The organism is Bradyrhizobium sp. 613_E4_N2_2 (assembly GCF_052075995.1).
In the GTDB taxonomy this organism is placed as follows: domain Bacteria; phylum Pseudomonadota; class Alphaproteobacteria; order Rhizobiales; family Xanthobacteraceae; genus Bradyrhizobium; species Bradyrhizobium barranii.
In genome coordinates this window covers 1758070-1784797 of sequence record NZ_CP197234.1, presented here as the reverse complement: position 1 = coordinate 1784797, position 26728 = coordinate 1758070, and the positions used below count along the sequence as shown (strand labels likewise).

Below are 26728 nucleotides of genomic sequence, written 5' to 3'. Positions count from 1 at the left end.
ACCGGTTCGCGTGAAGAAACGCGTCAAAACAAAGAATCAGTTCGCGGTCAGCACGACCTTGACGCTCTGCGAGCGGTCGAGCGCCAGCCGCAGTGCGTCCGGCGCGGTCGACAGCGGCCGCTCGGCGGTGACCAGCGACAGCACGTCGACGCTGCCGGCGCCGATCAGTTCCACTGCGGTCATGAACTCGAAGCCGAAGCGGAACGAGCCGCGCAGGTCGATCTCCTTGGCCATCACCGCATTCGACGGCGTCGGAATCTGGCCGCCCGGCAGATTGCCGATCTGCACCACAATGCCGCCGCGCCTGACAATGCCGATCGCGCTGGCAAGGCCCGCGGCGGTGCCCGAGACCTCGAACGCGACGTCATAGGGACGCGATGCGGCCTGTGCCTTCAGTCCTTCCTCGCCGCTCGAGACGTTCTCGACGTGAGAGGCGCCGAGCCGGGTCGCAAAGGCGAGCGGCGCCGGCGCGATGTCCGCCACCGTGATGTCGGCCATACCGGCGCGGTGTGCGGCGAGCATGGTCAAAAGCCCGATCGGGCCGGCACCGAAGATGATGCCGCGCTTGCCCTCGATGTTGCCGGCGCGCGCCACCGCATGCAGGCAGACCGCGAGCGGCTCGGCCAGCGCCGCGGCCTGATAGGAGACGTGGTCGGGGATCTTCACGCATTGCGCGGGGACCGCGTCGAAATAATTGGCGAAGCCGCCCTGCATGTGCGGCGTCTTCGAGGCCGAGCCCATGAAGTAGATGTTCTCGCAGAGATTGGGCCGTCCCTCGCGGCAGGCGACGCAATGGCCGCACCAGCGCGACGGATTGACGGCGACACGGTCGCCGACCTTCAGGTTCGCTGCGGAACCTGCGATCTCCACGACCTCGCCGGAGATCTCGTGGCCGAGCACGAGTGGCGACTTCACGACGAAATCGCCGGTCCGGGCATGACGGAAATAATGCATGTCGGAGCCGCAGATGCCGCCGGCGCCGAAGCGGATGCGCACCATGCCATCAGCGAGCTTGTCGAGCGGATGCTCGATCATGCGCAGATCTTCGGGGCCGAACAGGGTTGCGGCGAGAGCGGTGGAGGTCATTTGGAGAGTCCCATGTATTTAGGCAGCCAGAGGGTCAGTTCGGGAATGTAGGTGATCGCGATCAGCGCGACCATCAGCGGCACCAGCCAGGGCAGGATCGCGACCGTCGTGCGCTCGACCGAGAGCTTGGCCACGCGGGCGAGCACGAACAGCACCATGCCGAGCGGCGGATGCAACAGGCCGATCATCAGGTTCAGCGTCATGATCAGGCCGAAATGGATCGGATCGATGCCGAGCTTGAGCACGATCGGCAGCAGGATCGGCACCAGGATGGTGATCGCCGCGGTGGTGTCGATGAAGCAGCCGACGAACAGGATCAGGACGTTGGCGAGCGCCAGGAACACCCATTTGTTGTGGGTGATGCTGAGCATCCAGTCCGAGAGCATTTGGGCTGCCTGCGACACCGTCAGCAGCCAGGCGAAGATCGAGGCTGCCGTGACGATGAACAGCACCGAGGCCGTGGTCTCGATGGTGTCGAAGGTCGCCTTCGCCACGGTCTTCAAGGTCATCGTGCGGTAGCGGACGAGGCCGAGGAACAGCGACCAGATCACGGCGGCGACCGCGGCCTCGGTCGGCGTGAACCAGCCGAGCGTCATGCCGCCGATCAGGATGACCGGCGCCATCAGCGCCATCACCGCAGAGAAGTCGAAGTACCAGTCGATCGCGAGCAGCGCGCCGAGGCCGATGACAACGGCCATGTTGGTCGACATGCCGGCCAGCACCATCAGCCAGATCGCGAGCGGGAAAGCCAGCACGATGGCGATCTCGAGGCCGGCCGAGCCGAGCTGCGGCCAGGAGAACGGCGTGTCGCTGCCCCATTTGTTCTTGTGCGCGAAATAGGTGACCGTGGCCATCATCAGCAGCGTCATGACGATGCCGGGAATGACACCGCCCAGGAACAGCGCACCGATCGAGACGTTCGCCATCATGCCGTAGATCACGAAGGGCAGCGACGGCGGGATGATGGGCCCGAGCGTGGCTGAGGCCGCGGTGACGCCGACGGAGAACTCGGTGGAATAGCCGTGGTCCTTCATCGCCTTGATCTCGATGGTGCCGAGACCGGCGGCATCCGCGATCGCGGTGCCGGACATGCCGGAGAAGATCACCGAGCCGATGATGTTGACGTGACCAAGGCCGCCGCGCATCCAGCCGACCAGCGCGACCGCGAATTTGTAGATGCGGCCGGTCACACCGGCGATGTTCATGAGATTGCCGGCCAGGATGAAGAACGGCACCGCGAGCAGCGGAAAGCTCTCGACGCCGGCGATCATGCGCTGCGCCAGCGTGACATCGGGCGTCACGCCGCTGACCAGGATGTAGAGCAGCGACGACGCGGCCATGGCGATCGCCACGGGAACGCCGAGCAGCATCAGGACGAGGAAGCCTCCAAGCAACAGCAACATAACTTTACCCCTCAAAACCGTCGTAGGCGCCGGGACGTTCGAGGATCGAATAGCCCTGTCGCGAATGTTGGATGGCCACCTGCACCGAGCGCACGAACATCAGCACGAAGCCCGCCAGCACGGCGTAATAGACGTAGTCCTTGGGCAGATTGATCGTGGTCATCGACTCGTCGCCGATGATCTGGATGTAGACCCAGACCAGCTTGATGGCGTAGCCGAAGAAGGCGATCCGGATCAGGTCGATCGCGGTCGCCAGCGCGCGCGCCACGACATGCGGCAGATAGCGGTAGATCAGATCGACCTGGATGTGCCGCGACAGCCGCACGCACATCGAGGAGCCGATGAAGACCACGCCGATCAGGCAGTAGGTCGCGATCTCCTCGGTCCAGGCATAGCTGTCGTTGAGGACGTAGCGGGTGAAGAACTGGAGGAAGACAGCAAGCGCCATCACCCAGAAGATCACCAGCGCCACCCAGTCCTCGAAAGCGTAGACGCCGAGATCGACCTTCGGCACCGCCTCTTCCTCGAAGGTGTGGGCGATCTCGTCCCCGGTGATCTGCCGGTGTATTTCGGCGGTGGACATGGGGTTACTCCTCAACCTCTTAATCGTCATTCCGGGGTGACTCGAAGAGCCGAACCCGGAACGACGACTTAATTCTACGAACTCCGCTCCTCATCCTGAGGAGCTTGCGAAGCAAGCGTCTCGAAGGATGGCCTCGGGCGACGCCCGAGCGACATCCGGGCCTTCATGGTTCGCCCGGCGATGCGAAGCATCGTCCGGAGCGCGCTTCGCGCTCCTCACCATGAGGGTCTCGGTTATTTCACCGCCTGAATGCGTTCCCAGTCGGCCTTGCGATAACCGAAGGTCTCGAACGCAACGTTCTTCAGCACGATGTCGCGGAACTCGTTCTTGTCGACCTCGGTCACGGTCAGTCCCTTCTCCTTGAAGAAGGAAACCAGCTTGGCCTCGTTCTGCTTGATCTCAGCGGTCGCTTTCGCAGCCGCCTCCTGGGCGACGTCGGTGAAGATCTTCTTGTCCTCGTCGCTGAGCTTCTTCCAGAGCGCGCCCGCCACCACCGTGTTGAGGTGGTCGACGATGTGGCCGGTCAGCACGATATGTTTCTGCACTTCGTAGAACTTCTTGGCCTCGATCGTGGTCAGCGGGTTCTCCTGCGCCTCGACGGTGCCGTTCTGAAGCGCGAGATAGACTTCGGCGAACGCGATCGGCGCGGTGTTGGCGCCGCAGGCGCGCGGCATGGCGAGATAGGCCGGAACGTCGGGCACGCGCATCTTCAGGCCCTTGAGATCGGCGCAGGTCTTGATCGGCTTGTTCGACGAGGTCTGGCGCACGCCGTAATAGGTGACCGCGACGATGTGGTGGCCGCTCTTGTCCTCATAGCCCTTGGCGAGCTCCTTGAAGATGTCGCTCTTGGTGTAGGCAAGGAGATGGTCGGCGTCGCGGAAGGTGTAGGGATAGTAGGTCACGCCGATCGGCGGGAAGCTCTTGGCCGCGAAGCTCGAACCGGAGATGATGATGTCGACCGAGCCGAGCGAGAGGCCCTGGTTGATGTCGGCTTCCTTGCCGAGCTGCGACGCCGGATAGACGTCGACGGTATAGCGCCCGTTGGTGCGCTTGCCGATCTCCTGCGCGGCCCAGACCGAGGCGGTGTGGAACGGCTCCGAGGTCTCGTAGACATGGGCCCATTTGAGCTTGGTCTGCGCCATGCCGGGATTGGTCGCCGCGAACATTGCCGCGACCGAAGTCGCCAGCACCATCGTCATCTTCTTCAACACTGACTTATCCTCCACTGACTAAAGTCTGCTTCTTGTTTGCCCGCCCCAAACCCGGGACGAGCCGCCCAATCTCATCGTCGCCGCACGCTGCCGCTTTTGGCCTGCGTCTTCGCGCGTTTTGGTTTTGCCGGTTTCGCCGGCGTGCGCGCGACCCGGCCTCGCTCCGCGGGCGATCCCGCGGCGGTCTCGGCACCAAAGTTCTGCGCAAAGCGCTCCTGCGAGCGCGCTAGATGCTTGCGCATGGCCTCGCGCGCGGCGTCCGGATCATGCGCCGCAATCGCGTCACGCACGGCGCAATGCTCGTCGAGCGCGGTGCGCCAGGTGCCCGGGCTTTCGAAGTAATGCGCAAGCTGCGCGAAATAGGGATTGAGGCGCTGGTCGAACAGCTCGCCGACCACGCGCACCAGCACGGCATTGCCGAGACTGCCGGCGATCGCGACGTGGAAGGCACGATCGTGCACCATCGAGGCCTCGCCGGGATGCTCGACATTCTCCATGGCGACAAGCGACGCATTGATGCGGTCGATATCGTCCTTGGTCGCCACGCGCGCGGCCTGCTCGGCGATCGCGCTTTCCAGGAATTCGCGGGCGCGCAAGAGCTCGAACGGGCCTTCGATGCCGGCGGCCGGAAGCGCAGGCGCGGCGTCCGCCGGCTCGGTCACATAGATGCCGGAGCCGACGCGGATGCGGACGCGGCCCTCGACCTCGAGCGCGATCAGGGCCTCGCGCACCGTCGGCCGCGAGATCCTGAGCTGTTCGGCGAGTTCGCGCTCGGTCGGCAAGCGGCTGCCGACCGCGTACTCGCCGCTGTCGATCAGGCTTCGCAATTGATCGGCGACCTGGCGGTAAAGCCGTCTCGCCTCCACAGCTTCCAGCGGCACGCTGGCCTCCCCGAAAGGGTCTCGCCGGGAAGCATCGCGTCCCGGCGGCCCGCCAATTTTGGAAAATTGGTCTTACCAATTGACCGGAGCATTGACCGAGGACAGGCGCCATGTCAAGCAGCGGCCAAACACAGGGAGAGACGACCATGCGCCATAGTTCAACGCGTCTTGGCCGCGCCAATCTCGACCGGCTGCCGTCCGCCATCCGCCGCCCGGCCTATGACCGCTCGCGCGTTACGCCCGGCATCGTGCATCTGGGCCTGGGCGCCTTTCATCGCGCGCACCAAGCCGTCGTCATCGACGACTGCCTTGCCGCAGGCAACTCGTCCTGGGGTATCGTCGGCGCGAGCCTGCGCAGCCCGGATACGCGCGACGCCCTCGCCCCGCAGGATCATCTCTACACTGTGGCCGTACGTGCCGCCGAAGGCACCGAACACCGCGTCATCGGCGCGCTGCTCGACAGCGTCGTCGCGCGCGAGAAGCCGGCAGCACTGGTCGATCGGATGGCCGATCCCGCCATTCGCATCGTCTCGCTGACGGTCACCGAAAAGGGCTATTGCCACACGCCGCAGACCGGCGATCTCGACGAGCGGCATCCGGATGTCGTGCACGATCTCAACAATTTTGACGCGCCGCGCTCGGCGCCCGGCTTCATCGTGGCCGCACTGGCGCGCCGGCGCGCACAGGGGCTGGCGCCCTTCACCGTGCTCTGCTGCGACAATCTCGCCGCCAACGGCCACACCGTGCAGCGGATCGTGACGCAGTTCGCCGCGCTCCGGTCGAAGGACCTCGGCAAGTGGATCGCCGATAGCACCGCCTTCCCGTCGACCATGGTCGACCGCATCGTGCCGGAGACGACGGACGCCGACCGGGATGCGATCTCGAACGCGCTCGGCATGCGCGACGCCTGGCCTGTGATGACCGAGCCGTTCACGCAATGGGTGGTCGAGGACCGCTTCACGGCGGGGCGGCCCGATTTCGCCGCCGCCGGTGTCGAGCTCGTCACCGACGTCAAGCCGTTCGAGCTGATGAAGCTGCGGCTGCTCAACGCCAGCCATTCGGCGCTGGCCTATCTCGGTTATCTCGCGGGCTACGAGACCATCGCCGACACCATGCTGGATCCGCATTTCGCCCGTCTCGCCGCGCAGGTGATGGAAGAGGCCGCGGTGACGCTGACGATGCCTGTTGGCACCGATCTCGCCGCCTATCGCGCCTCGCTGCTCAAGCGCTTCGCCAACCCCGCGCTGCATCACCGTACCTGGCAGATCGCGATGGACGGCTCGCAAAAGCTTCCGCAGCGCCTGCTCGGCGCGATGCAGGATCGCCTGCGCAAAGACCTGCCGATCGCGACGCATGCGCTCGCGGTGGCCGGCTGGATGCGTTACGTCACCGCACGCGACGAGCAGGGCCGCGCCATCGACGTTCGCGATCCGCTCGCCGCCGAGTTCGCCGCGCTGGCGCGCGAGGCGGGTCCCGTCGCTGAACGGCTTGCGCAGGCATTGCTCGGGGTCGAGAAAGTGTTCGGACCGCTGGGCACTGAGCCGCGCCTGCGCGAGGCCGTGACCATGGCGCTCAGCCGTCTCTATAAGGACGGCGCGCGGCGGGCGGTGGAGACACTTGTCTCGGCGTGACCACAAAGCAGGCAATGCTGCACTGCGGTCCAAATCGAACGCAAAGTCGGACGGAAGTCGCGCTTGATTTTTGCCTGCCATTGCCCCACCCGAGAGGCATGGCAAAGGACAAAAAGGTCATCGCCGCGAACGCGGCCTTCTACGCCGCCTTTTCAACGGGCGACTTCGACGAAATGGAGCGGATGTGGGCGGATGACGACGCCATTTCCTGCATCCATCCCGGCTGGCCGGCCATCATCGGCCGGGCCACGGTGATCGGCAGCTGGCGCGACATCCTGCAAAATCCGGAGCGGCCGCAGATCGTTTGCGCCGAACCGCAGGCGATCGTCGACGGCGACAGCGCGCGCGTGCTCTGCATCGAGATCGTCGACGGCACCGCTTTGGCCGCTGCCAACCATTTTCGGCGTGTCGGCGACGGCTGGCGGCTGGTGCACCACCAGTCGAGCCCAATCGCGCAGATTGTCGAGCAGACTGAAGACGATAGAACGAGCCACCGCGTCCACTGACCGCCGCGAGCCGGCCGGCGCTTACTACTGTGCATGGGGTTGTTTTTCAGTTTTTTGTCTTGAGCCCCCGAATTCCGACAAATCGTCCAGCACGACCTGCGCCGCACTGAAATCATCGTCCCGAAAGAACATGCTTCTGGTGATGAGCACCGGAATGTTCGCCCGCGAGGCCGCGATCAGACCGTTGCGGGAATCCTCGATCGCGACGCAGTCGGCTGCGCCCAGCTTCAGCCGCGCCAGGGTTTCCAGATAGACATCCGGCGCCGGCTTCTTGTGGCGGACATCGTCGCCGGCGACGACCGCATCAAAATCCGCCGCCCAGCGCGTTCCCAGCGCTTGCGACAGCAGCGCATCGATATTGCCGTGCGAGGTGGTGGTCGCGATCGCGAGCCGCTGGCCGCGGGCCTTCGCGGCAGTGAGAAGATCCGCCACGCCGGGCCTTAAGGGACAGCAGCCGGTTTCGATCAGCTCGGCGTAATGCGCGGTCTTGCTGCGGTGGAGGGCTGCGATATCGGCATCCGGCAATGGCGGCGCGACCTGCAGCCTCGCGTGAAAGGCGCGCATGCGCTCCTTGCCGCCGGTGACACGCAGCAGCTCCTTGTAGACGGCCCGGTCCCACTGCCAGTCGAGACCGTGGCGAACGAAGGCGTGGTTGAAGGCCTGCCGATGCAGCTCCTCGGTTTCGGCCAGCGTGCCGTCGACATCGAAGATCAGCGCGGCGGCGCGCCCGATCAACTCCGCGGCACCGCATGGCACTGCGGCCGGCGCTTCTGCCTGCATGACCGAGGCCTCCCTCCTGACAAGCGAGCATCGCCTGCCCTGGCCGGCGAGTAAAATTGCAATATCTTTTGCCGGACCCAAAAATCCCTTATGAGCGAACGGCGCGCAGCTCGCGCGAGCGGGAACTCCAGCACGGCAGGCGCATGCGGCTCTTCATCCTCGGCCTCGGCTACAGTGCCCGGCATTTCGTCGGCCAATTCGGCGGCGCATTCTCGCATATCGCCGGCACCGTGCGCGATCCCGGGAAGCGAAACGACCTTGCCGGCATCGAGGTGCATGCCTTTTCCGGCAGCAGTCCGGCCCGCGAGGTGGTCGAGCGAGTCCGCGACGCCGATGTCCTTCTCATATCGATCCCGCCCGGCAGCGCGGGCGACCCGGCAGCTACGGCCTTTGGCGACGCGCTCGCGCGCCGGCGGCGGAAGATCGTCTATCTCTCCACCATCGGCGTCTATGGCGATCACGCAGGCCGCTGGGTGGACGAGAGCACGCCGCCGCAGGCCACCCTCGACCGCACGCGAACGCGCGTTGCGGCGGAGCAAGCCTGGACCGCCGCGGCGCGCGGCGACGTCGCGATCCTGCGGCTTGCGGGCATCTACGGGCCCGGCCGCAACGCACTGATGACGCTGCGGGCGGGGACGGCCCGGCGCATCGTCAAGCCGGGACAGGTCTTCAACCGCATCCACGCCGACGACATCGCGAGCGCGATCATGGCCGCGGTGAAGCACAGTGACGGCGGCACCTGGAACGTCTGCGACGACGAGCCGGCGCCGCCGCAGGATGTGATCGCTTATGCGGCGAAGCTGATGGACCTTGCGCCGCCGCCCGAAGAGCCGTTCGAGACGGCCAAGATGTCGGCGATGGCCCGCAGCTTCTATGCCAGCAGTGCCCGGGTCTCCAACGCGAAACTGAAGCACGAGCTCGGTGTCACGCTTGCCCATCCGACCTATCGGCATGGCCTGGATGCATTGTGGCGCACCGGGCAAGGGCGATAGGTTCCGGTTATCTCCGACGCGTCCCAGACATGCCCCACCCGCGCTTGACTTCGCTCAGGCGCAGCCGTGATCTAGCCGCTCGGCGAGCCACCACAGAACGAGCTCGCCTTGGGAGGATGCAATGAACAAGACGATCGCCATGATCGCGGCGGCGGCTGCCGTCATCACGTTCGGTGCGGCGCGCGCCGCACCACTGCCCGAAGCCAACCCTGATGACGCCGGTTTCTCGAAGCAGGGTCTCGCGCGGCTCGACAGCTTCTTCGCGCGCGAGATCGCCGCCAAGCGCGTTCCCGGCGCCGTCGTCGCGGTGGCGCGGGACGGCAAGCTCGTGCACTACAAGGCTTACGGCATGCTCGATCCGGACAAGGGCACGCCGATGCCGGTCGACGCGATCTTCGCGCTGGCCTCGATGACCAAGCCGATGGCGGCGGTCGCCGGCCTGACGCTGATGGAGAAAGGCCAGTTGCCGCTCCAGGCCAAGCTGTCCGACTACTATCCCGGCTTTGCCGACATGAAGGTCGGCGCGACCGGGGCCGATGGCTCGCTCAAGCTCGAACCGCAGGCGTCCCCGATCTTCGTCCACGATCTCTACCGGCATACGTCCGGATTGATGTATGGCGGCCGCCCCGACTCATCGAGTCCGGTAGCGCGGCAATACCCCGATGGCGTCGCGCCGGCGGTGGAAGGCGACACTGAGGCCTTCATCGGCCGCATCACAAAACTGCCGCTGGCGCATCAGCCCTCGACCGAGTTCGAATACGGTTTTTCGATCGACGTGCTCGGCGCCGTCGTCGAGAAGGTGAGCGAGCAGAGGCTCGGCGACTATCTCGCCGCCAATGTGTGGCAGCCGCTCGGCATGAAGGACGCGACCTTCCACCCGACCGACGCGCAGCGCCCTCGCCTCGCCCGCCCGTTCGCCAACGATCCGCTGACCGGCAAGCCGCAAGCCATCAAGCTGCTGGACACCCCGACCAAGTTCGATTGCGGCGGCGCCTGCTCATTCGCGACGATGGGCGATTACATCCGCTTCGGCCAGATGCTGCTCAACGGCGGCGAGCTCGACGGCCAGCGCATTCTTTCCCCGAAGACCGTGCATCACATGACGACCAACCACCTCGGTCCCGAGATCAAGAACAATGTGGCCAACATCGAGCCGCATCGCGCCGGCTTCGGCTTTGGTCTCGCGGTCGCGGTCCGGACCAGCGAAGGGCAGTCGTCGGTCCCCGGCAATCCCGGCGAGTTCACCTGGAATGGCGCCTACGGGACGCAGTTCTTCTGCGATCCCAAGGAGCGTCTCGTCGTGGTGGTGGGAACGGCGGCGCCGGGCGAGCTCAGGAAATACTATCGCGAGCAGGTGCAGGACATCGTCTATGGCGCGATGGTGAAGTAAGACCGGCGCGCTGGAATAGAAAGGGCGGCCGCTCAGGCCGCCCTTTGCGAATCTGGCGTCAGCTCAACACGCCGTACCTCTTGAACCAGGCCTGGGCCTGCTTCCAGGCGTCTTCCGCCGCATCCTTGCGATAGCTGCCGCGATAGTCGGCATGGAAGCCGTGCGGCGCCTGCGGATAGATCTTGAATTCGGCGATCTTCTTGTCCTGCTCGAGCGTCGCCTTGAACTGCTCGACCTGGGCCACGGGAATGCCGGTATCAGCGCCGCCATAGAGGCCGAGCACCGGCGCCTTCATCTCGGGGGCGAGCTGAAGCGGACTCTTCGGCCACACCGGATTGGCGGGATCGACCGGCGCACCGTAGAACGCGACACCGGCCTTGAGGGTGCCACTGTGGGCAGCGTATTCCCAGACATTGCGGCCACCCCGGCAGAAGCCGATGATGCCGAGCTTCGTGGTGTCGCCGCCTTGCGATCCCGCCCACGCCACCGTCGCATCGAGATCGGACAGCAGCTCGGCGTCCGGCTTGGCATTAACGACCGGCAGCAGATCCTTGATGTCGGTGACCTTGGTGAGGTCGACACCCTTGCGGAAGTAATAGTCGGGCGCGACCGCGAATGCGCCGAGCTTGGCGAGGCGCCGTGTCACGTCCTTGATGTATTCGTGCAGGCCGAAAATCTCCATCGCCACGATGATCACCGGCGCCTTGGTGTTGCCGGCCGGGCGCGCGAAATAGGCCGGCATCTCTTCGGACCCGACCTTGATCCTGGCGTCGCCAGCCTGGAGGCCGCCGGTATCTGTCGTGATGATTTCGGCGCGGACCGGACCGGCCGCAAGCGTGTAGCCGGCAGCGACGGCCGCGGTGGCGCTCATGAATCCGCGGCGCGAGACCGGGGCGACTTTCGTCAGCCCGACGACGTCGGATGTCATGGTGGTTTCGAAGCTCATCGGTCGATCCTTCCTGATGCTTGGCCCTGATTCCTCAGGCGGCGCATTCGCCGATAATTGCCGGCGAAACGCAAATCACCAGCCTGCGAGCATGTTCGCGTTCAGGCCAAGCCCTGACGTCTTTTCAGCGGCGCCGTTTCGGGCATCAGGCTCATTGCGACAAGTCCGACGATCGCCGCAAGCAGGAGGTACCAGGCCGGTGCCAGCGGATTGCCGGTGACGTGGAGGAGCCAGGTGACCACGAGCTGCGCCGTACCTCCGAAGCTCGCGATCGCCACCGCGTAGACGGTCGCGAACACGCCTCCGCGGATGTTCTGGGGCAGCGCTTCGGTGAAGGTCGCATAGAACGCCGTGAACGGCAGCGAGCCGATGATCGATAGCACGCCGAAGCCGATCAGGAGCGACAGCGCGCCCGGTGCATGGACGATCCACAGGAAGGTCGGATAGGTGAGCAGGAGGGTTGCGAGCTGAGGCCAGATCATGATCGGCTTGCGGCCGAGACGATCGGCGAGCCATCCGCCGGCCAGTGCACCGACGAACTGAATGCCGTTGCTGACGAGCGACACGGCGAAAGCCAGTGTCGACGACACGTGCAGGGTATTCTGCGCATAGGTCGTCATGTATTGCGTGACATAGGTCGAGATCGTGCCGCTGGCCAGGATCATCAAGGCCAGCGCGATGATGCCGAGGTGACGCCGGACCTGCGAGAGGTGACCCGTGCGCTCTTTCGCTGCGACACCGGCATCGGCATGCGGAATCGTCTCGGGCAGTGTCCGCCGCATCCAGAGCCCGAACGGCAGGCAGACGGCCCCGATCAGGAACGCCACCCGCCAGCCGTAGGAGTCCAGCATCTCCGGCGCCATGGTCGTGCTCAGGATGACACCGACCAGCGCGCCGGCGGTCGCCGCGATCTCCTGGCTCGCCGGCTGCCATGCCACGACCAGCGCCCGATGCTCGGGCGGCGCAATCTCGAGGAGATAGGCGGTCGTCGGTCCGACCTCGCCGCCGAGGGCGAAGCCCTGCACCATGCGCGCCGCAATCACGATGATGGGCGCGGCGACGCCGATCATGCGATAGGACGGCGTGAGCGCGATGGTCAGGATAGCAGCTCCCATCAACGCAAAGCTCAGCAGCATGGCGGGCCGCCGGCCGATCCGGTCGGAATAGATGCCGAGCACGATCCCGCCGATCGGCCGCGTCACGAAGCCGGCCCCGAACGTCGCCAGCGACAGCATCAGGCTGCCGTACTCGCTTCCGGTCGGGAAGAAGGTATGGCCGATCTGGATGGCGAAGAAGCTGTAGGTAATGAAGTCGTAGAATTCGAGCATGTTGCCGATGGTGGCTGCGAATGCTGCTCGTTTGACGTTGAACGGCGCCGCTTGCTCAATTCCCAACGACACTTTGACTCCCTGGATTCGCTCGTTTGCCGGACTTAACCGTCTGGCTGCATTGCGTCGCAACATCCATTAACCGAAAGAGAGGGTTCTCTCCCGGCCAGCCACACCGCCAAGCGTTACCGGTGATGCGCCCTTTTGCGTATTCGAAACTCCAGGCCGCAACAAATGGGCCTCGCAGTGGCGACAATGACACATCATGTTGCTCAGGCGTCGCACATCACCGTCAATTCACGCGCAAGCTCTCGTGATTTGATTGAAATTTTCAGAAGAGTTGAGCCGTGCGATTTACTCGAACTTTCTGTGTGACGCTCTAGTTCCACGGCCGGAAGTTCCATCTGCAGAACGGATGCAACTTCCCGAGCGCGGTCCTTCCATCCGGCAACGGAGGAAGAATCGCCCGAGAACTTCATTCTCGTCCACCCAGATTGCGCTACCAAAGGCTCAATTGAATAAAGCTTGTCCGACCTGGAACTGAAATGATTTTAGCTCGCGAAGCGATTGAATTGTTGGGACAGATGGCTCGCATCCTGTGGTTCGAAGGCACCAAGCATGGCTTGCGCGACCGCGAATGGATGGCCCTGCGCTTTCTCTCCCGCGCCAACCGTTTCTCGCGGACGCCCTCGGCGCTCGCGAGCTACGTCGGCACCACGCGCGGCACCGCCTCTTTCATTATCGGCGAACTCGAGCGGCTCGGATATCTGGAGCGAAAGCGCTCCGCGACGGACAAGCGATCGGTGACGCTGAGCGTGACGCAGCAGGGCAAGAAGTTCCTGGTGCGCGACCCCATCAGCGTTCTCCTCGAACCGATCGCCGTCCTCGACGACGAGGCCAAGATCCGCTTTCGCGACACGCTCCGGCACGTGCTCGATCAGGCGGACGCGGCCGAGCAGCGGCACCATACCGACGTCTGCAAGCGATGCATCTTCCTGCGCGAAGATCGCACCGCCACGGACGGCAAGCCCGGCGCCGCCGAGTTCAGCTGCCGCCTGTTTCGCGCGCCGATCGCCGAGGCGGAGATCGATCTGCTATGCACCAGCTTCGAGCATCATCGCCAATAGGAGGCGGCCCTCGATCACGGCGTCGCCTTGCGTGACGAGTAGATGACGCCGCCGCTGGACTCCACGACCAGACGGCCGTTCTCGTTCTTGATCTCTTCGATGCGGCCAAGCCCGGGTACCTGCTGTCCAAGCACGGCCTCGATGACGCCGTTCGGACCTTGCAGGATCGCAATTCCCTCATAGGCCTGGCGGACCGACCAGCCCTTGACCACCTTGCGCGGCGCCGACGGAGGAACCGAACCCGTGATCTCGGGCGCGGCAACCGAGGCCATCATCGGCATCGTCTGCGAGGGCGGCTGCGAGGCGACGGCCGCCGGCGCCGGCGCTTGCGCCTGAGCCTGGGCGAGCTTGTCCAGCTTCACCGTCGAGGACGAACTCACCCGCTCGATACGGTCCAGATTCTCGGCGAACCTGCCGAAGCGATCGTTGGTCGCCTTGCTCGACTGATCGACCGCGGTGCGCAGGCCGTCGAGATTTTCGGACACGCCCGACACCTGCTTGCGCAGCAGCGCGACAGTCTCGCGCAGATTCCTGATCTCCGTATTGGCGGCCACGTTGCTTTGGGCCGGCTGCGTGGTGAGATAGGCGATCACGCCGGTGCAGGCGCAGACCACCAGGATCGCAGCGACCGCCAGTGTTGCGAGCGGCGCGACCCATGTCGGACGCGGCGGCGGCGGCTTGGCCACGATCACGGCCGGCTTCATCACGGTCGGCGCAGGCTTCGGTATCGCCATCTTGTCGAGGCGCGCCTTGGCGCGAATACGCTTCAGCCCCTCGAGCGCCTCTTTCGCCAGGGTCTCGTCGTTCGCCGCAGCCGACACACGCTTCGCGCTTGCAGCGGGCTTGGCCGTCTGTGTCGTGCTTGTATCGCGCGCATCCGGAGCCGGCTTCGCCGCCGCGGAAACATCAGCGGTCGCGTTGGGACGAGCTTGTCCATCGGACAACATGTGAAAATGCTCCGTTCGGTTCGATCTATCGAACGGTGAAGTTATTTGCCGAAGCTTGCCTGAAACGTGCGCAGCGAAAACTTTTCATCGCGCCCGATGCGACGTCGCATGAGTCAAAAGCGTCATGGACGTGGCGAGAGTGCGACTCGAAAGACACACACTCGCCAAGATTTCGCCAAGCTGGAGTCGCCTCGCCATACATGAGTCGAATTGTCGCATGGGGAAACACCAGCAGGAGAGTCAATCCCGGGTTGAAAACCCCGCTATGCGCATGACCCGCAGCACCGCGCAAAACAGCTGTGATTACGCGGGGATGCGGAACTTTAGAAACGCTACGGTGCAAAACTAGTTCGATCACCAAATCAACTGATGCGATCGAACATACAAAGAAACAACCAGAAACGAATCAACAGCATCAAACACGCATAGCAACCGCTTTGCTGCGCGCGCTTGATCGGAAATCGGCAATTGTTACGGTCCTACTCAAGTGATTCTCGCCAGTTGGCGAGGAGATCGACACAGTTCAGGTGCGTTCGGACGCAATCGGCAAGTTGGCGCAACTGTTCTAGGTCTGTCTCAATCCGCTCCGCGAGGTGATCCGTAAGACACCCGCCGAGCCTCACGCAGTAAGCGTTCAGTATCGAGTCGAAGTAGCAGGCCTGCACACGCAGGCACTGAATGCGTAGGGCTGCCCGCGAATATCGAAACCATAATAACGGTTCGCGGGATGGAAATATCGTCAAACAGCATGGTTGCCGAGCCGGGCATCACAACAACCATCCGGCCGCAACAAGTGCGAAACAGGGGCGAAAGACTAATGTATATTATCGTTGATGATCGCGAGAGCGTCACGAACAGCTACGTTGGAGGGCTCGTTCGCGAAGGTGTATCGTCGATCGGCTTCTCTTCCGGAGAATTCTGGGACTGGCTGCAATCTGCGAGCGAACCGGATCTGGCGGCGGTCGACGCCTTTCTCCTCGGGGACTGCGATGCCCGCGGAAGCCTGCCACGGGCGATGCGGAAGCGCTCCTCGGCGCCCATCATCGCCATGAGCGGCCAGAAGATGCTCAAGAACACGCTTGAGCTGTTCGAATCGGGCGTCGACGACGTCGTCCACGTACCGATTCACCTGCGCGAGATCCTCGCCCGAACGGCCGCAATCGCGCGCCGCCGGGTGGGCGAGCTGCCGAGGCCCTGCGAGACCAGGATCCAGGTCTTCTTCAACGGACGTGACCCCGAGATCGCGGGCCACGCTCTCACCCTGCCCCGCCGCGAGCTGCGCATTCTCGAGTATATGGTCAGCAACCACGGCAAGTGGATCACCAAGACGCAGATCTTCAACGCGGTCTACGGCATCTTCGAGTCGACCTTCGACGAGAGCGTGATCGAGAGCCACGTCAGCAAGCTGCGCAAGAAACTCCGCGACCGCCTCGGCTTCGACGCGATCGTGGCCCGGCGCTACGTCGGATACCGCCTCAACATCCCTGCCGGCGAGACCATCGACGTGCCGATGCAGGAACTCGACGAGGTCGGCATCCTCCTGAACAGGGCACATGCCGCCCCGGCGGCGTACCCGGCCGGAAACTGACGCGGCAGGGCACCGCCACGAAAACGACAACGGCCTCTGCGGAGTACCCTTCGCAGAGGCCGTTGCACTTTCAGCGGCAGAGATGGCGGAGCAGCGATCTCGCGATGCCGGCGCCGCGACAGCTACGGCTTCTGCTGGAATTCTTCCTTCGAAACATAGTTGAAGTCCTCGACCAGGACGTCCTGGACGACGTCGGCCTGCATCCGCTCGTTGACGCGCTGCTTGATGGCCGTCGTGAGGATGGAAAGGTCGTAACGGGCGAGCTTCCTGAAATCGAGGCGGTCGTCGGCATAGATCCTGCGGAAGGCCTCGTCGACGACGAACGGCTCCGGCGGGACGTTGAGCTGGTGCATGATCCGCGCCTCAACGGTGTAGACGAAGCGCGCCACGATGTAGCCCTGCACGCTGCCGCCCTCGACCATTGGCACGCTCAGCGCCCGCGTCTTCTGGTATTGAAGGCCGTCGAGATATTCGTCCTTCGCCGGCAGCAGGCTGCCGTTTTCCTTCCAATAGGCCACGGCATAGCTCGTGCCCGCGGTGAGGATGCATACCCAGAGCCCGGCCAGCACGAGTCTGATCATTTTCCGTCCTGTGCTGTGCGGCCGGTATAGGTGCCATCCGACTCGGCTTCCTTGATCGCCTTGACGATGATGGCCGCGACCTCACGCACCGCATCGTAATGCATTTCGAGGATGGAACGGTTTCGCTCGAGCTTCTCGCGCAACCGCTGGATCTCCTCGGTGATCTCGACCTCGTTGCCGAGATGCATCCGTGCCCGCATCAAGCGGACGAATTCGAGCATGCTCCGGCTCTTCCGGGCACTGAAGTCGTCGAAATCGATCTTCTTGCCCGTCGAGAGCGCGACCGTCTCCTCCTCGACGATGTTCTCGAGCCGGCGGATCGCAGACAGCAGGCCACGCACCTCGTCCGATCTCGCCGCGTCGGTGCCGTCGTTCACCACGTCACCGCCGAGATTCGGCAGCAGCGCAGGCAAGAACGCATCGCCTTCTGCCGCTTCCAGCGTCATCGCCTCGGCGTCCACGACCGGCTGCTCCACCACCAGGACCGCCGCACCTTCTTGTGCTTGCATAGGAAATTCACCCCTCAACTTCTGTCACCCATTCCCGGATCATGATCCGGTCTTTTCCGTAACGCCGGGCCCCGCCGGTTGCGCAGCGGCGAGTTGCTTGGCAATGCCAATGCCCTTGCCCTTTGCCAGCTGAGCACCAAGCTGCTCCGCCAGCATCGACTTCCAGACGCCGCCGGCCGTGCCCTTGCCGAAGACTTCCTCCGACTCCTTCGGCAGCATCGTCTCGACGAAGGTCTGGAGAATGAACGCCTCGAACTTCCGGTACACCTCGCCGGATGCGGGCGCCTTGATCACCCGCACCGGCGGCCCGTTCACCACACCCGGCTGCTGCGCTTCGGCAGCCTGCGCCGCGGATTGATCGGCAGTCGCCGCCTTGGCCTTGCCGACCTCCGCGTCCATGGTGGCGGCGAAATCGGCGTCCGATGATTTCAGTGCATCGAGCTTCGCGGTCGCCGCCCGCTGCGTCACGGGGTCGGCGGCATCGAGGACATCGAGAACGAGGTCGGGCGTCGCTGTCACGATCATGTCTTGTTCCGGCTGGCTGGCCGTGGCGTCCAGTCACGCACGGCGGGGCGTATTCCCGTCATCTCTTCGAGCGAGCGCGCCTCCGCGTCGCGAAGTTTGTCTGCGAGCGCGGCCTTCGCGACCTGCTCGAGCTGTTTCACACGGCGGGTGTCCGCGCGGACCTGGTCGAGCTGCTGCGACGCCTGCGCCTGGACCGCGCGCGCACCGGCGCTCGTCCTGTTCAGGCGCCGCGCGATTGAATCGCTCGACGAGCCCGCCGGCGGTTTGCCCTCGTTGAGGGTTCCTACCAGCCATTCCTGCTCGTCCTGCAAGCTGCGCTCCTGCTGCCGCAGATGCGCGAGCTGCCATTCGGACAGCCGGAGCTGAAGCTTCACGAGCGAGACCATCCGGCCGAGCTTGTCCGCGCGCGACGTCATGACCATCACTCCGCCAGCCACGACGAGACGCCGAGCATGAATTGCGTCAAGAGCTCGTCGCTGGTGAGGTAGAGCAGCAGGAAGCCGCCGAACAGCACGAAGGGCACCGAGATGAAATAGACCGGGATCGCCGGCGTCAGCTTGTTGATCAGGCCGACCGCGAGATTGACGATGACCGAATAGACGATGAAAGGGCTGGTGATCCGCAGCGTCAGCACGAACGCCTCGGACAGGCGGCTGACGAGCTGCTCGAGCGCCATGCTGCCGCCGATCCTGTTGCCGGGCTGCCAGACGTCGTAGGAGTTCATCAGCCCGCGCAGGACCTGCCAGTGCTGGTCGGTCATGAAGAACAATGTGGTGACGGCTGCCATGATCAGCGGCACCAGGGCCGGCGCCGGATCGGTGTCGCCGACCGGCGTTCCCGGGATGTTGCTCAGCCCGATCGCGCCCGCCATCACGGTCGCCATGGTCTGCAGCGCGAGGAAGAACACCCGCCCGCCAAGCCCGATGACGCTGCCGACCACAAGCTCGGAGCAGATCAGAAGCGCAAGCGTCAGCGGCGCGGCGTTGTCGGTGAGAGGTTTCAGGACCGAGATCAGGATCGGCGTCAGCGCAAACGTCGTGACGAGCGCGACGAACAGGCGAACCTGGGCCGGAACGTTGACGCTGGAATAGCCGGGCACGAGCATCAGGCAGGCGCCGATGCGGCAGAACACGATGAACGTGACCAGCACGCTGTCGGCGAGGCCGCTGATCACGATATGGCTCCCAGCGCCCTGATCTCGGCGCTGCGCGCGACCTCGACATGCGACAGGACCGGCAAGGTCGGGAACACCCGCTCCAGGATCATCCGGACATAGGGGCGGGCTTCCGGGGTGACCGCCAGAACCACGCTGGTGCCGTTCTCGGTGAATTTTCGGATCGCGGCGCTAGCTTCGGTTGCGAACTGCTCGATCAGGCGAGGATCGGCGTCGAATTCGAAGACTTCGCCCTTGGCGTCGCGCTTCAGGCTCTGGTGGAACGCCAGGTCCCAGCGATTGCCAAGGCGGACGACGTTCAGCACACCGTTGTCGGAAAGGTCGCCGCAGATCTGCTGGGCAAGTCGGGTCCGCACATGCTCCGCGACCTGCTCGGAGCGCCGCACATGGGGTGCGATCTCGGCAATGGCCTCCAGGATCAAATGGAGATTGCGGATCGACACGCGCTCGGCCAGCAGGATCTTCAGGATCGCCAGCAGGCCCGAATAGGAGATCTGCGACGGGCAGAGATCCTCGACCAGGCGCTTGTATTCGGGATCGAGACGGTCGAGCAGCCCGCGCATGTCCTTGTAGGACAGCAGCTGCGCGAGATTTGCCCTGAGCACTTCGCTTAAGTGCGTGAGCAGCACCGACAGGTTGTCGACCGGCTTGCAGCCCTGACGCTTGACCTCGTCGGTGAACGCCTCCGTCACCCACAGCGCCTTCATGCCGAAAGCGGGTTCGATCACCTCTTCGCCGGGCACGTCGGGCTTGCCGTCCTTGTCGACGAGCACCAGCACCTCGCCGAGCCGCAGCTCGCCATGGGCGATACGCGTGTCGTGGATCCGGATCTGGTATCCCTTGGGATCGATCGACAGATTGTCGCTGAGCTTGATCTCCGGAATGACGAAGCCGTATTGCTTGGCAAACTTCTTGCGGAGCTTGCTGACCCGGTGCCCAAGCTCGGTACGCGCGCCCAGCAAATGGACCGACAGATGGCCGCCGAGCGACACCTCGATCTCTGCGGTCTTGAGCGATTCCTTGACGGATTCCTTGGCATCGGCCTGGGCGCGCTCGTCGGCCTTGCGCGCATGCTCTTTCTTCTCCCGCGCCGCCTGCCGCCGCGGCAGCGAGTAGCCGACAAAGGCCATGGCACCGCCGAGCAGCACGAAGGGTGCCATCGGTAGCCCAGGCATCAAGGCGAGCACGAACATCATCAACGACGCCGCCGACACCGCGCGCGGGTAGCCACCGAGCTGCCTCAGCACGGCCTGCTCCGCCGACCCCCTGGTGCCGCCCTTGGAGACCAGGAGGCCCGCCGACAGCGACACGATCAGTGCCGGCATCTGCGTTACCAGACCGTCGCCGACGGAGAGTTTGGTGTAGACGTCGGCGGCGCGCGACAGCGTCAGCCCGTGATGCGTCACGCCGATGATGATGCCGCCGAAGATGTTGATCGCCGTGATGATCAGGCCGGCGATTGCGTCGCCGCGGACGAATTTCGAAGCACCGTCCATTGCGCCGAAGAACGCGCTTTCCTCTTCGAGCTCGCGGCGCCGGCGCTGGGCCTCCTTGTCGTCGATGAGGCCCGCGGAGAGGTCGGCGTCGATCGCCATCTGCTTGCCCGGGATGGCGTCCAGGGTGAAGCGGGCACCGACTTCGGCGATACGCGTTGCGCCCTTGGTGATCACGACGAAATTCACCGTCACCAGGATCGCGAAGATGATCAGACCGATGACGAAGTCGCCGCCCATGACGAACTTCGAGAAGCCGGCAACGACGTGACCCGCGGCTTGTTCGCCCTCCCCGCCCCGCGACAGGATCAGACGGGTGGTCGCAACGTTGAGCGCCAGCCGCAGGATCGTCGCGATCAGCAGCACGGTCGGGAAGGCGGAGAAATCGAGCGGCCGCTGGATCCACAGCGCGACCATCAGGATCAGCGCGGACAGCGCGATCGAGAAGGCGAGGCCGAGGTCGATCAGGATCGGCGGTATGGGCAGGAACAGGATCGTGAGCATGGCCACGATACCGCCCGCGAAAAAGGCGTCGGCCCCCAATCGTCGCGGGGTCGGCAGGCTAGCAGCTAATGTATCGGCCATGGGTCACCGGCAGAGGGTCCGCCCCGCAATCTGCCGTGCAAAGCTTACGCGAGGGTGGTGGCCGGGCTCTCGCGGATCAGAAGCCGTGCTCGATCCGCGAATAGACCATCTCGGTGAAGGTGGAGAGATGGGCACCGATGAAGGAGCCGGAAACGGCAACGACCAGGAGGATGACGATGATCTTCGGCACGAAGGTCAGCGTCACCTCCTGGACCTGGGTCAGCGCCTGGATCAGCGCAATGGCGGTGCCGACAAGCATCGCGGCGCCGACGGCGGGGCCGGAGGCGACGATGATGGTCCAGATCGCCGCCTGGACGATGTCGAGGGCGTCCCGCTCGTTCATGACTGGCTGATTGTAAGGCCGGGCCCGACCGCGACCTTCGTGCCGTTCTCGAGGGTTGCGATGGAGCCGTCGTTGTTGATGGAGATCGAAACGACCTTGCCGCTGAAGGTTGCGCCGGTCGCGTCGGTGAAGCTGACGGTCTTTCCGATCAGCCCGTTGGCCTGCGACAGCGACTGCGACGACAGCAGCGCATCCAGCTTCGAATTGGTCTGCATGGCCTGCTCGACCGTCGAGAGCTGGGCGAACTGACTCATGTACTGCGAGGTATCCATCGGATTGGTGGGATCCTGGTTCTTCATCTCGGCGACGAGGAGCTGAAGAAAGGTATTGTAGTCGACGGTGTTGCTCGCCGTGTTCTTTGTGGAACTGGTCGCGTTGGACTTGCTGGTGCTGTCGGTCGCGCTGTTGACGTTCATGTAGCCTCTCCGCTGTCAGGCAGCCTCGAATGGGATCTCGGTGGCGACGCCGGCCAGGCCGGCCAGGATTGCGTCCTCTACCGGGAACAGTCCCCGGATCCGCTTGAGCGCCTCGAAATAGCGGGTCGTGCGGACCAGCTCGTGGATCGTGGCGAGCCCGTCGAGCATCTCACGGCTCTCGCAAACCGCGAGCAGGGCCGCGTGATGCTCCCCGTAGAGCGCGACTGCGGCGCCGATATCCGTCGGGTTCATCAGCATGAGCTGGACGATGAAATAGAGCTGCCGCATCGCCGTAGTGGCGTCGGAAGCCTGCATGACCTGCCCTTCGAGCAGGAACATCACGTCGTTGACGAGCTCGACGGAGACCTTGCGGTCCACGCGCAGCACTGCGCCGTTGACGTAGATCCGCTCACCCGCCCGCAAGGATATTTTCATCAGAGCGCGTCTCGGATCAGGCGGTTGATTTCGATGAGCTGCATCACGTCGTTCGACTTCTCCTCGCGAAGCCGATCGGCTTCCTTGACGACCCACAGGCCGATCGAGATGATATCGGCGCGCAGCTTTTCCGGGAGTGCGTTTTCCGGATGGGCGAGATCCTCGATGAAGATCGTCCACAGCCGCCGCACGTAGAGCAGGCTCTCGACCAGATCTTCGAAGCTGAAGCGCCCGCCCTGGACCCGCTCGAGCCGGTCGATGCCGAGGCTGAGCGCCTGCCGCTCGCGGCCCCGCGCCTCAGAGGCGCTATCATCGACGACCACTTCATAGGCTTCAAACGTCATCAGAACCACTCTGCGCAGGAGACCGAACAACAAGACAAAGTTACAGACCCCGGCTCACAGATAGTTGATCAGGCTGATCTGCTGGAGCTGCGACGTCAGCGACAGCGCCGTCTTGATCTGGGTCTGCAGGGTGTTGACCCGGACCGAGGCCTCCGTCGGGTCGACGGCCTCCATCTTGACGATCTGATTGTTCAGAATGTCCTGCTGCGTCTTGAGCTTTTCGGTGGCGCCGGTGACCCGCTGCTGGACCGTGCCGACGCCGCCGCCGAGCGTAGCGAGGTCAGTGATGGCGTTACCGACGAGGCCGATGGCCTTGTCCACGACGACCTGGAACGTGTCCTGGCTCAGGTTCGCGTTCCCAAGATCCGCCATCATGGTGTAGGCCTCGGCGAGCCTACGGAAGCCGATCTGGTTGGCGCTAACGGACGTATCGGCGATCTCGGTCGTGGAGATACGGCTTTGCATGGTCTGGTCGGTGGCCGTTGACCAATTGGTGTTCCAGGCCGGGCTCGCGAACTCGGCATCGAAGGTGGTGTTGAGGAAGGTCTGCATTTGGGCCGGGGTAATGGTGCTCACGCTGGCCGAGGATTGCGAGAAGCCGAAGGTCGCAAGGAAATCGGCATCGACCTGGTTCTTGCTGGCCGAACCCGCGGTGTAAGCCGTGATCGGCGTGTTCTGCGTGTTGACCCCCGAGAAGAGATACGAGCCATTATAGGAGACGTTCAGCGCGCCGATCAGATCCTGGAGGTTGGCGGACGCAGGCGGCAGGATGATCCGCCCGCCGCCGTCGGTGCTACGGGCCGCGATCAGGTCCTTGAGGAAAGAGGTTGCGGTTGCGCCCAGCTGGGTGATCCGGTTCTGCGTCGTGTCCAGGCGCCCCGAGACGAGCCCGTTGGTATCGACGAGCTGATCGGCGAAGCTCAGGTCCGCCCGCAGGGTGATGTCGCTTCCCGTCGTGGCACCAAGCTCGAGGCCAACATCGGCGAAGCGGCCGGTGGTGGCTTCCTTCGAGGCCTTGGTCAGCGCGGCCTGATTGTTCGTGATCGAGGACCTCAACGACGAAGACAGCATCAAGGTCGAGATGTAGTTGGCGCTCATCATGACTTAATTCCCCACGGCAGCCAGCAGGCTCTGCAACATTTGGTCGACGGTCGAGATGATCTTCGACGACGCCGAATAGGTACGTTCGACCTGAAGCATCAAGGACATCTCGTCGTCCATGTTGACGCCGCTGACGTTCGACAGCGCCGCGGTGCTGCGATCGAGCAGCGTGTTCTGGTAGGTGGCGCTGTCGTCCGCGGCCTTGCGTTGGTTTTCGATCCAGCTCGTCGACGACGCCGCGAAGTCGATCAAGCTGCCGCTCGGCTTGCCTTGCGTGGTTGCATCGAACGGCTGCGACGCATCCATGTTGCCGATCAGCTGCTGCAGCCTGGTCGAGTAGCCGGCATTGCCGGTGGTGTTGTATCTGTAGGCGACGTTGCCGCTGATCGCGCCATCACGCAGCAGGTTGGGATTGCCGCCCTGGGCCGGGTCGACCGACGCGGCAACGCTGATCGAGCCGGCCAGGCCGACCGAGACGGTCGCGCTTGCGGGCATCGCGGGTGAGCCGGGATAGGTGAAGAGGCCGGGCCGGTCGGGCAGCGCGGCGCCGGACTGGTCGACCTCCTTGAAGGATTCGACAAGGCCGCGTGCGACCTCGTCGAGCTGGCTCTGATACGTGACCGTGGCGTTGTCGCGCAATTGGGCGAGGCCAGCGAGCTTGCCGGTCTTGATCGGCATCACGGAATTGGCGCCGGTGACCGGGACACCGTCGATATAGACAGCATTCCCGGTGGTCCCGGGCGTATAGATGTTGGTCGCCGCGAAGCTGACCGCGCGCGCCGTCTTGTCGAACAGCACGACACCGCTGTCGGTGTAGAGCGCCGCGTCGCCGTTGGCGCGCAGCGTCATCGAGACGCCGACCTCCTGCGACATCTTCGAGACGATGTTGTCGCGCTGGTCGAGATAATCGGTGACGTCGTCGCCGGCGATCGTCCCCTTCACGATCGCGGTGTTGACCTTATCGAACTGGGTCAGGAGCTGATTGATATTCCCGACCGAAGTCGCCATGTCGGCGTCCGCTCCCTGGCGCACCGTCTGCACGGTCTTGGTGGCCTGGTTGAGCGCGGTCGCCATGTCCTTGGCGGACGTGACCGCCGCCTGCGCCAGCGTGGTGTTGTCCGGAGCGTTGGCATATTGCTGGAGCGCCTGCTTCAGCTTGTTGAGCTGGGCGGCCGGCGACTGCCCAAGTTCGGGATCGTCCACAGTCGAGGCCGATATCTTCTGAAGACCGTCCAGGATCGCATTCTGCTTGGCGGACCCAGACGTCGCGATCAGGACGTTATTATAGAGACCCGAGCTGGCGGCGCGCTGGATCGCCGCCACATAGACGCCGGCCCCGGGGAGATTGTCCAGCACGGCGATCTTGCGCGAATAGCCGGCGGCGCTGGCACCGGCTATGTTGCGCGAGATCGTCGACGACTGGATACCCGACGCCATGAGCGACGCACGAGCGGAGTCGAGAGCGGCGGTAAGGGACATGATCTGCTCTTGCCCGGAATGAGCGCTTGAGGATTCAGCGCTTCAGGTTGACGACGACGTCGAGAAGATCGGCGCCGGTCTGGAACGATTTCGAATTCGCAGTGAAGCCGCGCTGCGCCTCGATCATCCCGGTGAGTTCGTCCGCGAGGTCGACGTTGGAGTCCTCCAGCGCGCCCGACTGGACAGTGCCGAGACCGCCGGTACCGGCATTCCCGGCCTGCGCGTTGCCGGAATTCATGTTGGTCGAATAGACGTTGCCGGGCTCCGGCGTCAGGTTGTCGGGGCTCGCGACGTCGGCGAGCATGATGGTGTAGAGCGTCAGCTGCTGACCGTTCTTGAGGATCGCCGTCACGAAGCCCGAATCGTCGACATCGACTTTGTCGATGGCCGATGGAACGCTGCCATTGACAGTCGCCTTGAAGCTGAAGTCGGTTCCGACCTGCGTCATGTTCGACAGGTCCAGGCTCATCGCCGCACCGCCGGGAACGGTGAGGGCGAGAGTCGTCGGGCTCGCCGCGGCCAGCGTGCCTTTGCCGGCTGCGGTCGTATCGAAGGTGAAAGTGGTGGCGGCACCGACCGACGCACCTGTCGCGGAGTTGTAAGCCTGAAGCTGCCAGGTGTCAGAGCCGGCGGCCGTCGCCGTGTGGGACATGTAGACGTCGAGCGTAACGGCCTGGCCGATATTGTTGTAGGCCACGATCGAGCTCTTCGACGAATATGACGCCGGCCCGGGCGGACCGGCGATCACAGCCGCTTTCGGATCCAGATTGCCGGTCGTGAGCGTTCCCGCCGTCGACGGCACGGGCACTTGCGAAACCTGGGCAATGTTGACGATCTGCATGCCGGACAGGCTGTTCTGCGAGAAATTGGTCACCTTACCGGGCTGGCCCAGGAGGTAGTAGCCGGCCGCGTTGACCAGATTGCCCTGGGCGTCCGGCACGAACGAGCCGGCGCGCGTCAGATATTGCTGCGTGTTGGCGGCGTTCGACACCACGAAGAAGCCGTTGCCCTGCACGGCGAGGTCCGTGGTCGACGTGGTGAACTGCGTGTGTCCCGCGTCGCTGATGGCGTAGCGAACCGTCGTCTCGACGGCGCCGGAGTCGTAATTGCCGGAGCCGCTCTTCAGGATCAGTGACGAGAATTCCGTCGAAGCCCGCTTGTAACCGGTCGTGTTGACGTTCGCGATGTTGTCCGAAACCGTCGACAGCTTGTTGGACTGCGCGCTCATTCCGGAAACGCCGGTGCGCATAACACCATACAGGCTCATGAAGTAGGCTCCTTTGTCAGGTTGTATCTACAATGCGGGTTCTTGCTTGCGCGGAGCTGATGATTGGGATCCGTGCA

Annotated in this window: 28 protein-coding genes; 6 read left to right on the top strand and 22 right to left on the bottom strand. The window is 64.2% G+C overall.

Annotation, left to right across the window (positions count from 1 at the left end; translation table 11 throughout):
- Nucleotides 1-36: 36 nt before the first annotated feature.
- The 5 genes from AB7290_RS08460 to AB7290_RS08440 form a co-directional block, all read right to left on the bottom strand.
- Nucleotides 37-1086: an L-idonate 5-dehydrogenase gene (locus AB7290_RS08460; protein WP_354078040.1), complete on the bottom strand. Its 1050-nt coding sequence runs from the start codon at nt 1084-1086 to the stop codon at nt 37-39.
- Nucleotides 1083-2489, bottom strand: a complete 1407-nt coding sequence (locus AB7290_RS08455) for a TRAP transporter large permease (RefSeq protein ID WP_085405292.1) — start codon at nt 2487-2489, stop codon at nt 1083-1085. The genes AB7290_RS08460 and AB7290_RS08455 overlap by 4 nt, the downstream gene beginning before the upstream one ends.
- A gap of 4 nt (nt 2490-2493) precedes the next feature.
- Nucleotides 2494-3072, bottom strand: a complete 579-nt coding sequence (locus AB7290_RS08450; RefSeq protein ID WP_085405293.1) for a TRAP transporter small permease — start codon at nt 3070-3072, stop codon at nt 2494-2496.
- 233 nt (nt 3073-3305) lie between these two features.
- The gene (locus AB7290_RS08445; protein WP_071917185.1) at nt 3306-4265 is read right to left on the bottom strand and encodes a sialic acid TRAP transporter substrate-binding protein SiaP; all 960 of its coding nucleotides are present in this window, start codon (nt 4263-4265) and stop codon (nt 3306-3308) included.
- Between the two features lie 89 nt (nt 4266-4354).
- Complete coding sequence (locus tag AB7290_RS08440; RefSeq protein ID WP_135216105.1) at nt 4355-5164, bottom strand: FadR/GntR family transcriptional regulator; 810 nt, start codon at nt 5162-5164, stop codon at nt 4355-4357.
- A 146-nt stretch (nt 5165-5310) separates the two neighbouring features.
- Between AB7290_RS08440 and AB7290_RS08435 the strand changes: the two genes are divergently transcribed.
- Nucleotides 5311-6795, top strand: coding sequence for a mannitol dehydrogenase family protein (locus tag AB7290_RS08435; protein ID WP_085405328.1), 1485 nt, complete (start codon nt 5311-5313; stop codon nt 6793-6795).
- A 98-nt stretch (nt 6796-6893) separates the two neighbouring features.
- Nucleotides 6894-7301, top strand: a complete 408-nt coding sequence (locus AB7290_RS08430; protein ID WP_085405295.1) for a nuclear transport factor 2 family protein — start codon at nt 6894-6896, stop codon at nt 7299-7301.
- Nucleotides 7302-7325: 24 nt separating this feature from the next.
- On the opposite strand, the gene AB7290_RS08425 is transcribed toward AB7290_RS08430, so the two are convergent.
- A complete protein-coding gene (locus tag AB7290_RS08425) occupies nt 7326-8081 on the bottom strand; it encodes an HAD family hydrolase (RefSeq protein WP_085405296.1) in 756 nt (251 codons plus the stop codon).
- 143 nt (nt 8082-8224) lie between these two features.
- Here AB7290_RS08425 and AB7290_RS08420 point away from each other — a divergent pair, with 143 nt between their 5' ends.
- Nucleotides 8225-9073, top strand: coding sequence for an NAD-dependent epimerase/dehydratase family protein (locus AB7290_RS08420; RefSeq protein ID WP_085405297.1), 849 nt, complete (start codon nt 8225-8227; stop codon nt 9071-9073).
- Nucleotides 9074-9194: 121 nt separating this feature from the next.
- Nucleotides 9195-10463: a serine hydrolase domain-containing protein gene (locus AB7290_RS08415; protein ID WP_085405298.1), complete on the top strand. Its 1269-nt coding sequence runs from the start codon at nt 9195-9197 to the stop codon at nt 10461-10463.
- 58 nt (nt 10464-10521) lie between these two features.
- Here the strand turns inward: AB7290_RS08415 and AB7290_RS08410 are convergent, their stop codons facing one another.
- Together AB7290_RS08410 and AB7290_RS08405 are read right to left on the bottom strand one after the other, a co-directional pair.
- Nucleotides 10522-11409, bottom strand: a complete 888-nt coding sequence (locus AB7290_RS08410) for a dienelactone hydrolase family protein (protein ID WP_085405299.1) — start codon at nt 11407-11409, stop codon at nt 10522-10524.
- A 101-nt stretch (nt 11410-11510) separates the two neighbouring features.
- Nucleotides 11511-12737 carry an MFS transporter gene (locus AB7290_RS08405; RefSeq protein WP_244623319.1) on the bottom strand — a complete coding sequence of 409 codons (1227 nt, stop codon included), beginning with the start codon at nt 12735-12737 and terminating at the stop codon, nt 11511-11513.
- 545 nt (nt 12738-13282) lie between these two features.
- Between AB7290_RS08405 and AB7290_RS08400 the strand changes: the two genes are divergently transcribed.
- Nucleotides 13283-13864, top strand: a complete 582-nt coding sequence (locus AB7290_RS08400; RefSeq protein WP_028147146.1) for a MarR family winged helix-turn-helix transcriptional regulator — start codon at nt 13283-13285, stop codon at nt 13862-13864.
- A 14-nt stretch (nt 13865-13878) separates the two neighbouring features.
- Here AB7290_RS08400 and AB7290_RS08395 read toward each other — a convergent pair whose 3' ends face one another.
- Nucleotides 13879-14811, bottom strand: a complete 933-nt coding sequence (locus AB7290_RS08395; protein ID WP_071909990.1) for a hypothetical protein — start codon at nt 14809-14811, stop codon at nt 13879-13881.
- An 817-nt stretch (nt 14812-15628) separates the two neighbouring features.
- Between AB7290_RS08395 and AB7290_RS08390 the strand changes: the two genes are divergently transcribed.
- Complete coding sequence (locus AB7290_RS08390; RefSeq protein WP_028147148.1) at nt 15629-16399, top strand: response regulator transcription factor; 771 nt, start codon at nt 15629-15631, stop codon at nt 16397-16399.
- A gap of 122 nt (nt 16400-16521) precedes the next feature.
- Here AB7290_RS08390 and AB7290_RS08385 read toward each other — a convergent pair whose 3' ends face one another.
- The 13 genes from AB7290_RS08385 to AB7290_RS08325 all read right to left on the bottom strand — a co-directional run bounded on the left by AB7290_RS08385 (nt 16522) and on the right by AB7290_RS08325 (nt 26651).
- Nucleotides 16522-16980 carry a hypothetical protein gene (locus AB7290_RS08385; protein WP_014492689.1) on the bottom strand — a complete coding sequence of 153 codons (459 nt, stop codon included), beginning with the start codon at nt 16978-16980 and terminating at the stop codon, nt 16522-16524.
- On the bottom strand, nt 16977-17489 hold the full coding sequence (locus AB7290_RS08380; RefSeq protein WP_063981320.1) for a hypothetical protein: 513 nt from the start codon (nt 17487-17489) through the stop codon (nt 16977-16979). Before AB7290_RS08380 ends, AB7290_RS08385 begins: the two co-directional genes overlap by 4 nt.
- Before the next feature lie 39 nt (nt 17490-17528).
- On the bottom strand, nt 17529-18014 hold the full coding sequence (locus tag AB7290_RS08375; RefSeq protein ID WP_085405301.1) for a rod-binding protein: 486 nt from the start codon (nt 18012-18014) through the stop codon (nt 17529-17531).
- Entirely contained in the window at nt 18011-18430 is a 420-nt protein-coding gene (locus AB7290_RS08370) for a hypothetical protein (protein WP_085405329.1), read from the bottom strand. Before AB7290_RS08370 ends, AB7290_RS08375 begins: the two co-directional genes overlap by 4 nt.
- A 5-nt stretch (nt 18431-18435) precedes the next feature.
- Nucleotides 18436-19188 carry a flagellar biosynthesis protein FliR gene (fliR, locus tag AB7290_RS08365; RefSeq protein WP_063981318.1) on the bottom strand — a complete coding sequence of 251 codons (753 nt, stop codon included), beginning with the start codon at nt 19186-19188 and terminating at the stop codon, nt 18436-18438.
- Nucleotides 19185-21266: a flagellar biosynthesis protein FlhA gene (flhA, locus tag AB7290_RS08360; protein WP_071909981.1), complete on the bottom strand. Its 2082-nt coding sequence runs from the start codon at nt 21264-21266 to the stop codon at nt 19185-19187. The genes fliR and flhA overlap by 4 nt, the downstream gene beginning before the upstream one ends.
- Before the next feature lie 76 nt (nt 21267-21342).
- Nucleotides 21343-21609: a flagellar biosynthesis protein FliQ gene (gene fliQ, locus AB7290_RS08355; RefSeq protein ID WP_014492683.1), complete on the bottom strand. Its 267-nt coding sequence runs from the start codon at nt 21607-21609 to the stop codon at nt 21343-21345.
- Entirely contained in the window at nt 21606-22025 is a 420-nt protein-coding gene (flgD, locus tag AB7290_RS08350) for a flagellar hook assembly protein FlgD (protein ID WP_071909979.1), read from the bottom strand. Before flgD ends, fliQ begins: the two co-directional genes overlap by 4 nt.
- Nucleotides 22026-22040: 15 nt before the next feature.
- Nucleotides 22041-22460, bottom strand: coding sequence for a flagellar biosynthesis repressor FlbT (gene flbT, locus AB7290_RS08345; protein WP_063981315.1), 420 nt, complete (start codon nt 22458-22460; stop codon nt 22041-22043).
- The gene (flaF, locus tag AB7290_RS08340; protein WP_063981314.1) at nt 22460-22804 is read right to left on the bottom strand and encodes a flagellar biosynthesis regulator FlaF; all 345 of its coding nucleotides are present in this window, start codon (nt 22802-22804) and stop codon (nt 22460-22462) included. The genes flbT and flaF overlap by 1 nt, the downstream gene beginning before the upstream one ends.
- A gap of 54 nt (nt 22805-22858) precedes the next feature.
- Nucleotides 22859-23905, bottom strand: a complete 1047-nt coding sequence (locus AB7290_RS08335; RefSeq protein ID WP_085405302.1) for a flagellar hook-associated family protein — start codon at nt 23903-23905, stop codon at nt 22859-22861.
- Nucleotides 23906-23908: 3 nt separating this feature from the next.
- Nucleotides 23909-25384 carry a flagellar hook-associated protein FlgK gene (flgK, locus tag AB7290_RS08330; RefSeq protein ID WP_085405303.1) on the bottom strand — a complete coding sequence of 492 codons (1476 nt, stop codon included), beginning with the start codon at nt 25382-25384 and terminating at the stop codon, nt 23909-23911.
- A 34-nt stretch (nt 25385-25418) separates the two neighbouring features.
- Nucleotides 25419-26651, bottom strand: coding sequence for a flagellar hook protein FlgE (locus AB7290_RS08325; RefSeq protein WP_063981311.1), 1233 nt, complete (start codon nt 26649-26651; stop codon nt 25419-25421).
- Nucleotides 26652-26728 lie beyond the last annotated feature (77 nt).

Excerpts from the sequence above, each read along its gene's own strand:
- AB7290_RS08460 (WP_354078040.1), bottom strand. The coding sequence starts at position 1,086 with ATGACCTCCACCGCTCTCGCCGCAACCCTGTTCGGCCCCGAAGATCTG.
- AB7290_RS08455 (WP_085405292.1), bottom strand. The coding sequence starts at position 2,489 with ATGTTGCTGTTGCTTGGAGGCTTCCTCGTCCTGATGCTGCTCGGCGTT.
- AB7290_RS08450 (WP_085405293.1), bottom strand. The coding sequence starts at position 3,072 with ATGTCCACCGCCGAAATACACCGGCAGATCACCGGGGACGAGATCGCC.
- AB7290_RS08445 (WP_071917185.1), bottom strand. The coding sequence starts at position 4,265 with ATGGTGCTGGCGACTTCGGTCGCGGCAATGTTCGCGGCGACCAATCCC.
- AB7290_RS08435 (WP_085405328.1), top strand. The coding sequence starts at position 5,311 with ATGCGCCATAGTTCAACGCGTCTTGGCCGCGCCAATCTCGACCGGCTG.
- AB7290_RS08430 (WP_085405295.1), top strand. The coding sequence starts at position 6,894 with ATGGCAAAGGACAAAAAGGTCATCGCCGCGAACGCGGCCTTCTACGCC.
- AB7290_RS08425 (WP_085405296.1), bottom strand. The coding sequence starts at position 8,081 with ATGCAGGCAGAAGCGCCGGCCGCAGTGCCATGCGGTGCCGCGGAGTTG.
- AB7290_RS08420 (WP_085405297.1), top strand. The coding sequence starts at position 8,225 with ATGCGGCTCTTCATCCTCGGCCTCGGCTACAGTGCCCGGCATTTCGTC.
- AB7290_RS08415 (WP_085405298.1), top strand. The coding sequence starts at position 9,195 with ATGAACAAGACGATCGCCATGATCGCGGCGGCGGCTGCCGTCATCACG.
- AB7290_RS08410 (WP_085405299.1), bottom strand. The coding sequence starts at position 11,409 with ATGAGCTTCGAAACCACCATGACATCCGACGTCGTCGGGCTGACGAAA.
- AB7290_RS08405 (WP_244623319.1), bottom strand. The coding sequence starts at position 12,737 with ATGCTCGAATTCTACGACTTCATTACCTACAGCTTCTTCGCCATCCAG.
- AB7290_RS08400 (WP_028147146.1), top strand. The coding sequence starts at position 13,283 with ATGATTTTAGCTCGCGAAGCGATTGAATTGTTGGGACAGATGGCTCGC.
- AB7290_RS08395 (WP_071909990.1), bottom strand. The coding sequence starts at position 14,811 with ATGTTGTCCGATGGACAAGCTCGTCCCAACGCGACCGCTGATGTTTCC.
- AB7290_RS08390 (WP_028147148.1), top strand. The coding sequence starts at position 15,629 with ATGTATATTATCGTTGATGATCGCGAGAGCGTCACGAACAGCTACGTT.
- AB7290_RS08385 (WP_014492689.1), bottom strand. The coding sequence starts at position 16,980 with ATGATCAGACTCGTGCTGGCCGGGCTCTGGGTATGCATCCTCACCGCG.
- AB7290_RS08380 (WP_063981320.1), bottom strand. The coding sequence starts at position 17,489 with ATGCAAGCACAAGAAGGTGCGGCGGTCCTGGTGGTGGAGCAGCCGGTC.
- AB7290_RS08375 (WP_085405301.1), bottom strand. The coding sequence starts at position 18,014 with ATGATCGTGACAGCGACGCCCGACCTCGTTCTCGATGTCCTCGATGCC.
- AB7290_RS08370 (WP_085405329.1), bottom strand. The coding sequence starts at position 18,430 with ATGACGTCGCGCGCGGACAAGCTCGGCCGGATGGTCTCGCTCGTGAAG.
- flhA (WP_071909981.1), bottom strand. The coding sequence starts at position 21,266 with ATGGCCGATACATTAGCTGCTAGCCTGCCGACCCCGCGACGATTGGGG.
- fliQ (WP_014492683.1), bottom strand. The coding sequence starts at position 21,609 with ATGAACGAGCGGGACGCCCTCGACATCGTCCAGGCGGCGATCTGGACC.
- flgD (WP_071909979.1), bottom strand. The coding sequence starts at position 22,025 with ATGAACGTCAACAGCGCGACCGACAGCACCAGCAAGTCCAACGCGACC.
- flbT (WP_063981315.1), bottom strand. The coding sequence starts at position 22,460 with ATGAAAATATCCTTGCGGGCGGGTGAGCGGATCTACGTCAACGGCGCA.
- flaF (WP_063981314.1), bottom strand. The coding sequence starts at position 22,804 with ATGACGTTTGAAGCCTATGAAGTGGTCGTCGATGATAGCGCCTCTGAG.
- AB7290_RS08335 (WP_085405302.1), bottom strand. The coding sequence starts at position 23,905 with ATGATGAGCGCCAACTACATCTCGACCTTGATGCTGTCTTCGTCGTTG.
- flgK (WP_085405303.1), bottom strand. The coding sequence starts at position 25,384 with ATGTCCCTTACCGCCGCTCTCGACTCCGCTCGTGCGTCGCTCATGGCG.
- AB7290_RS08325 (WP_063981311.1), bottom strand. The coding sequence starts at position 26,651 with ATGAGCCTGTATGGTGTTATGCGCACCGGCGTTTCCGGAATGAGCGCG.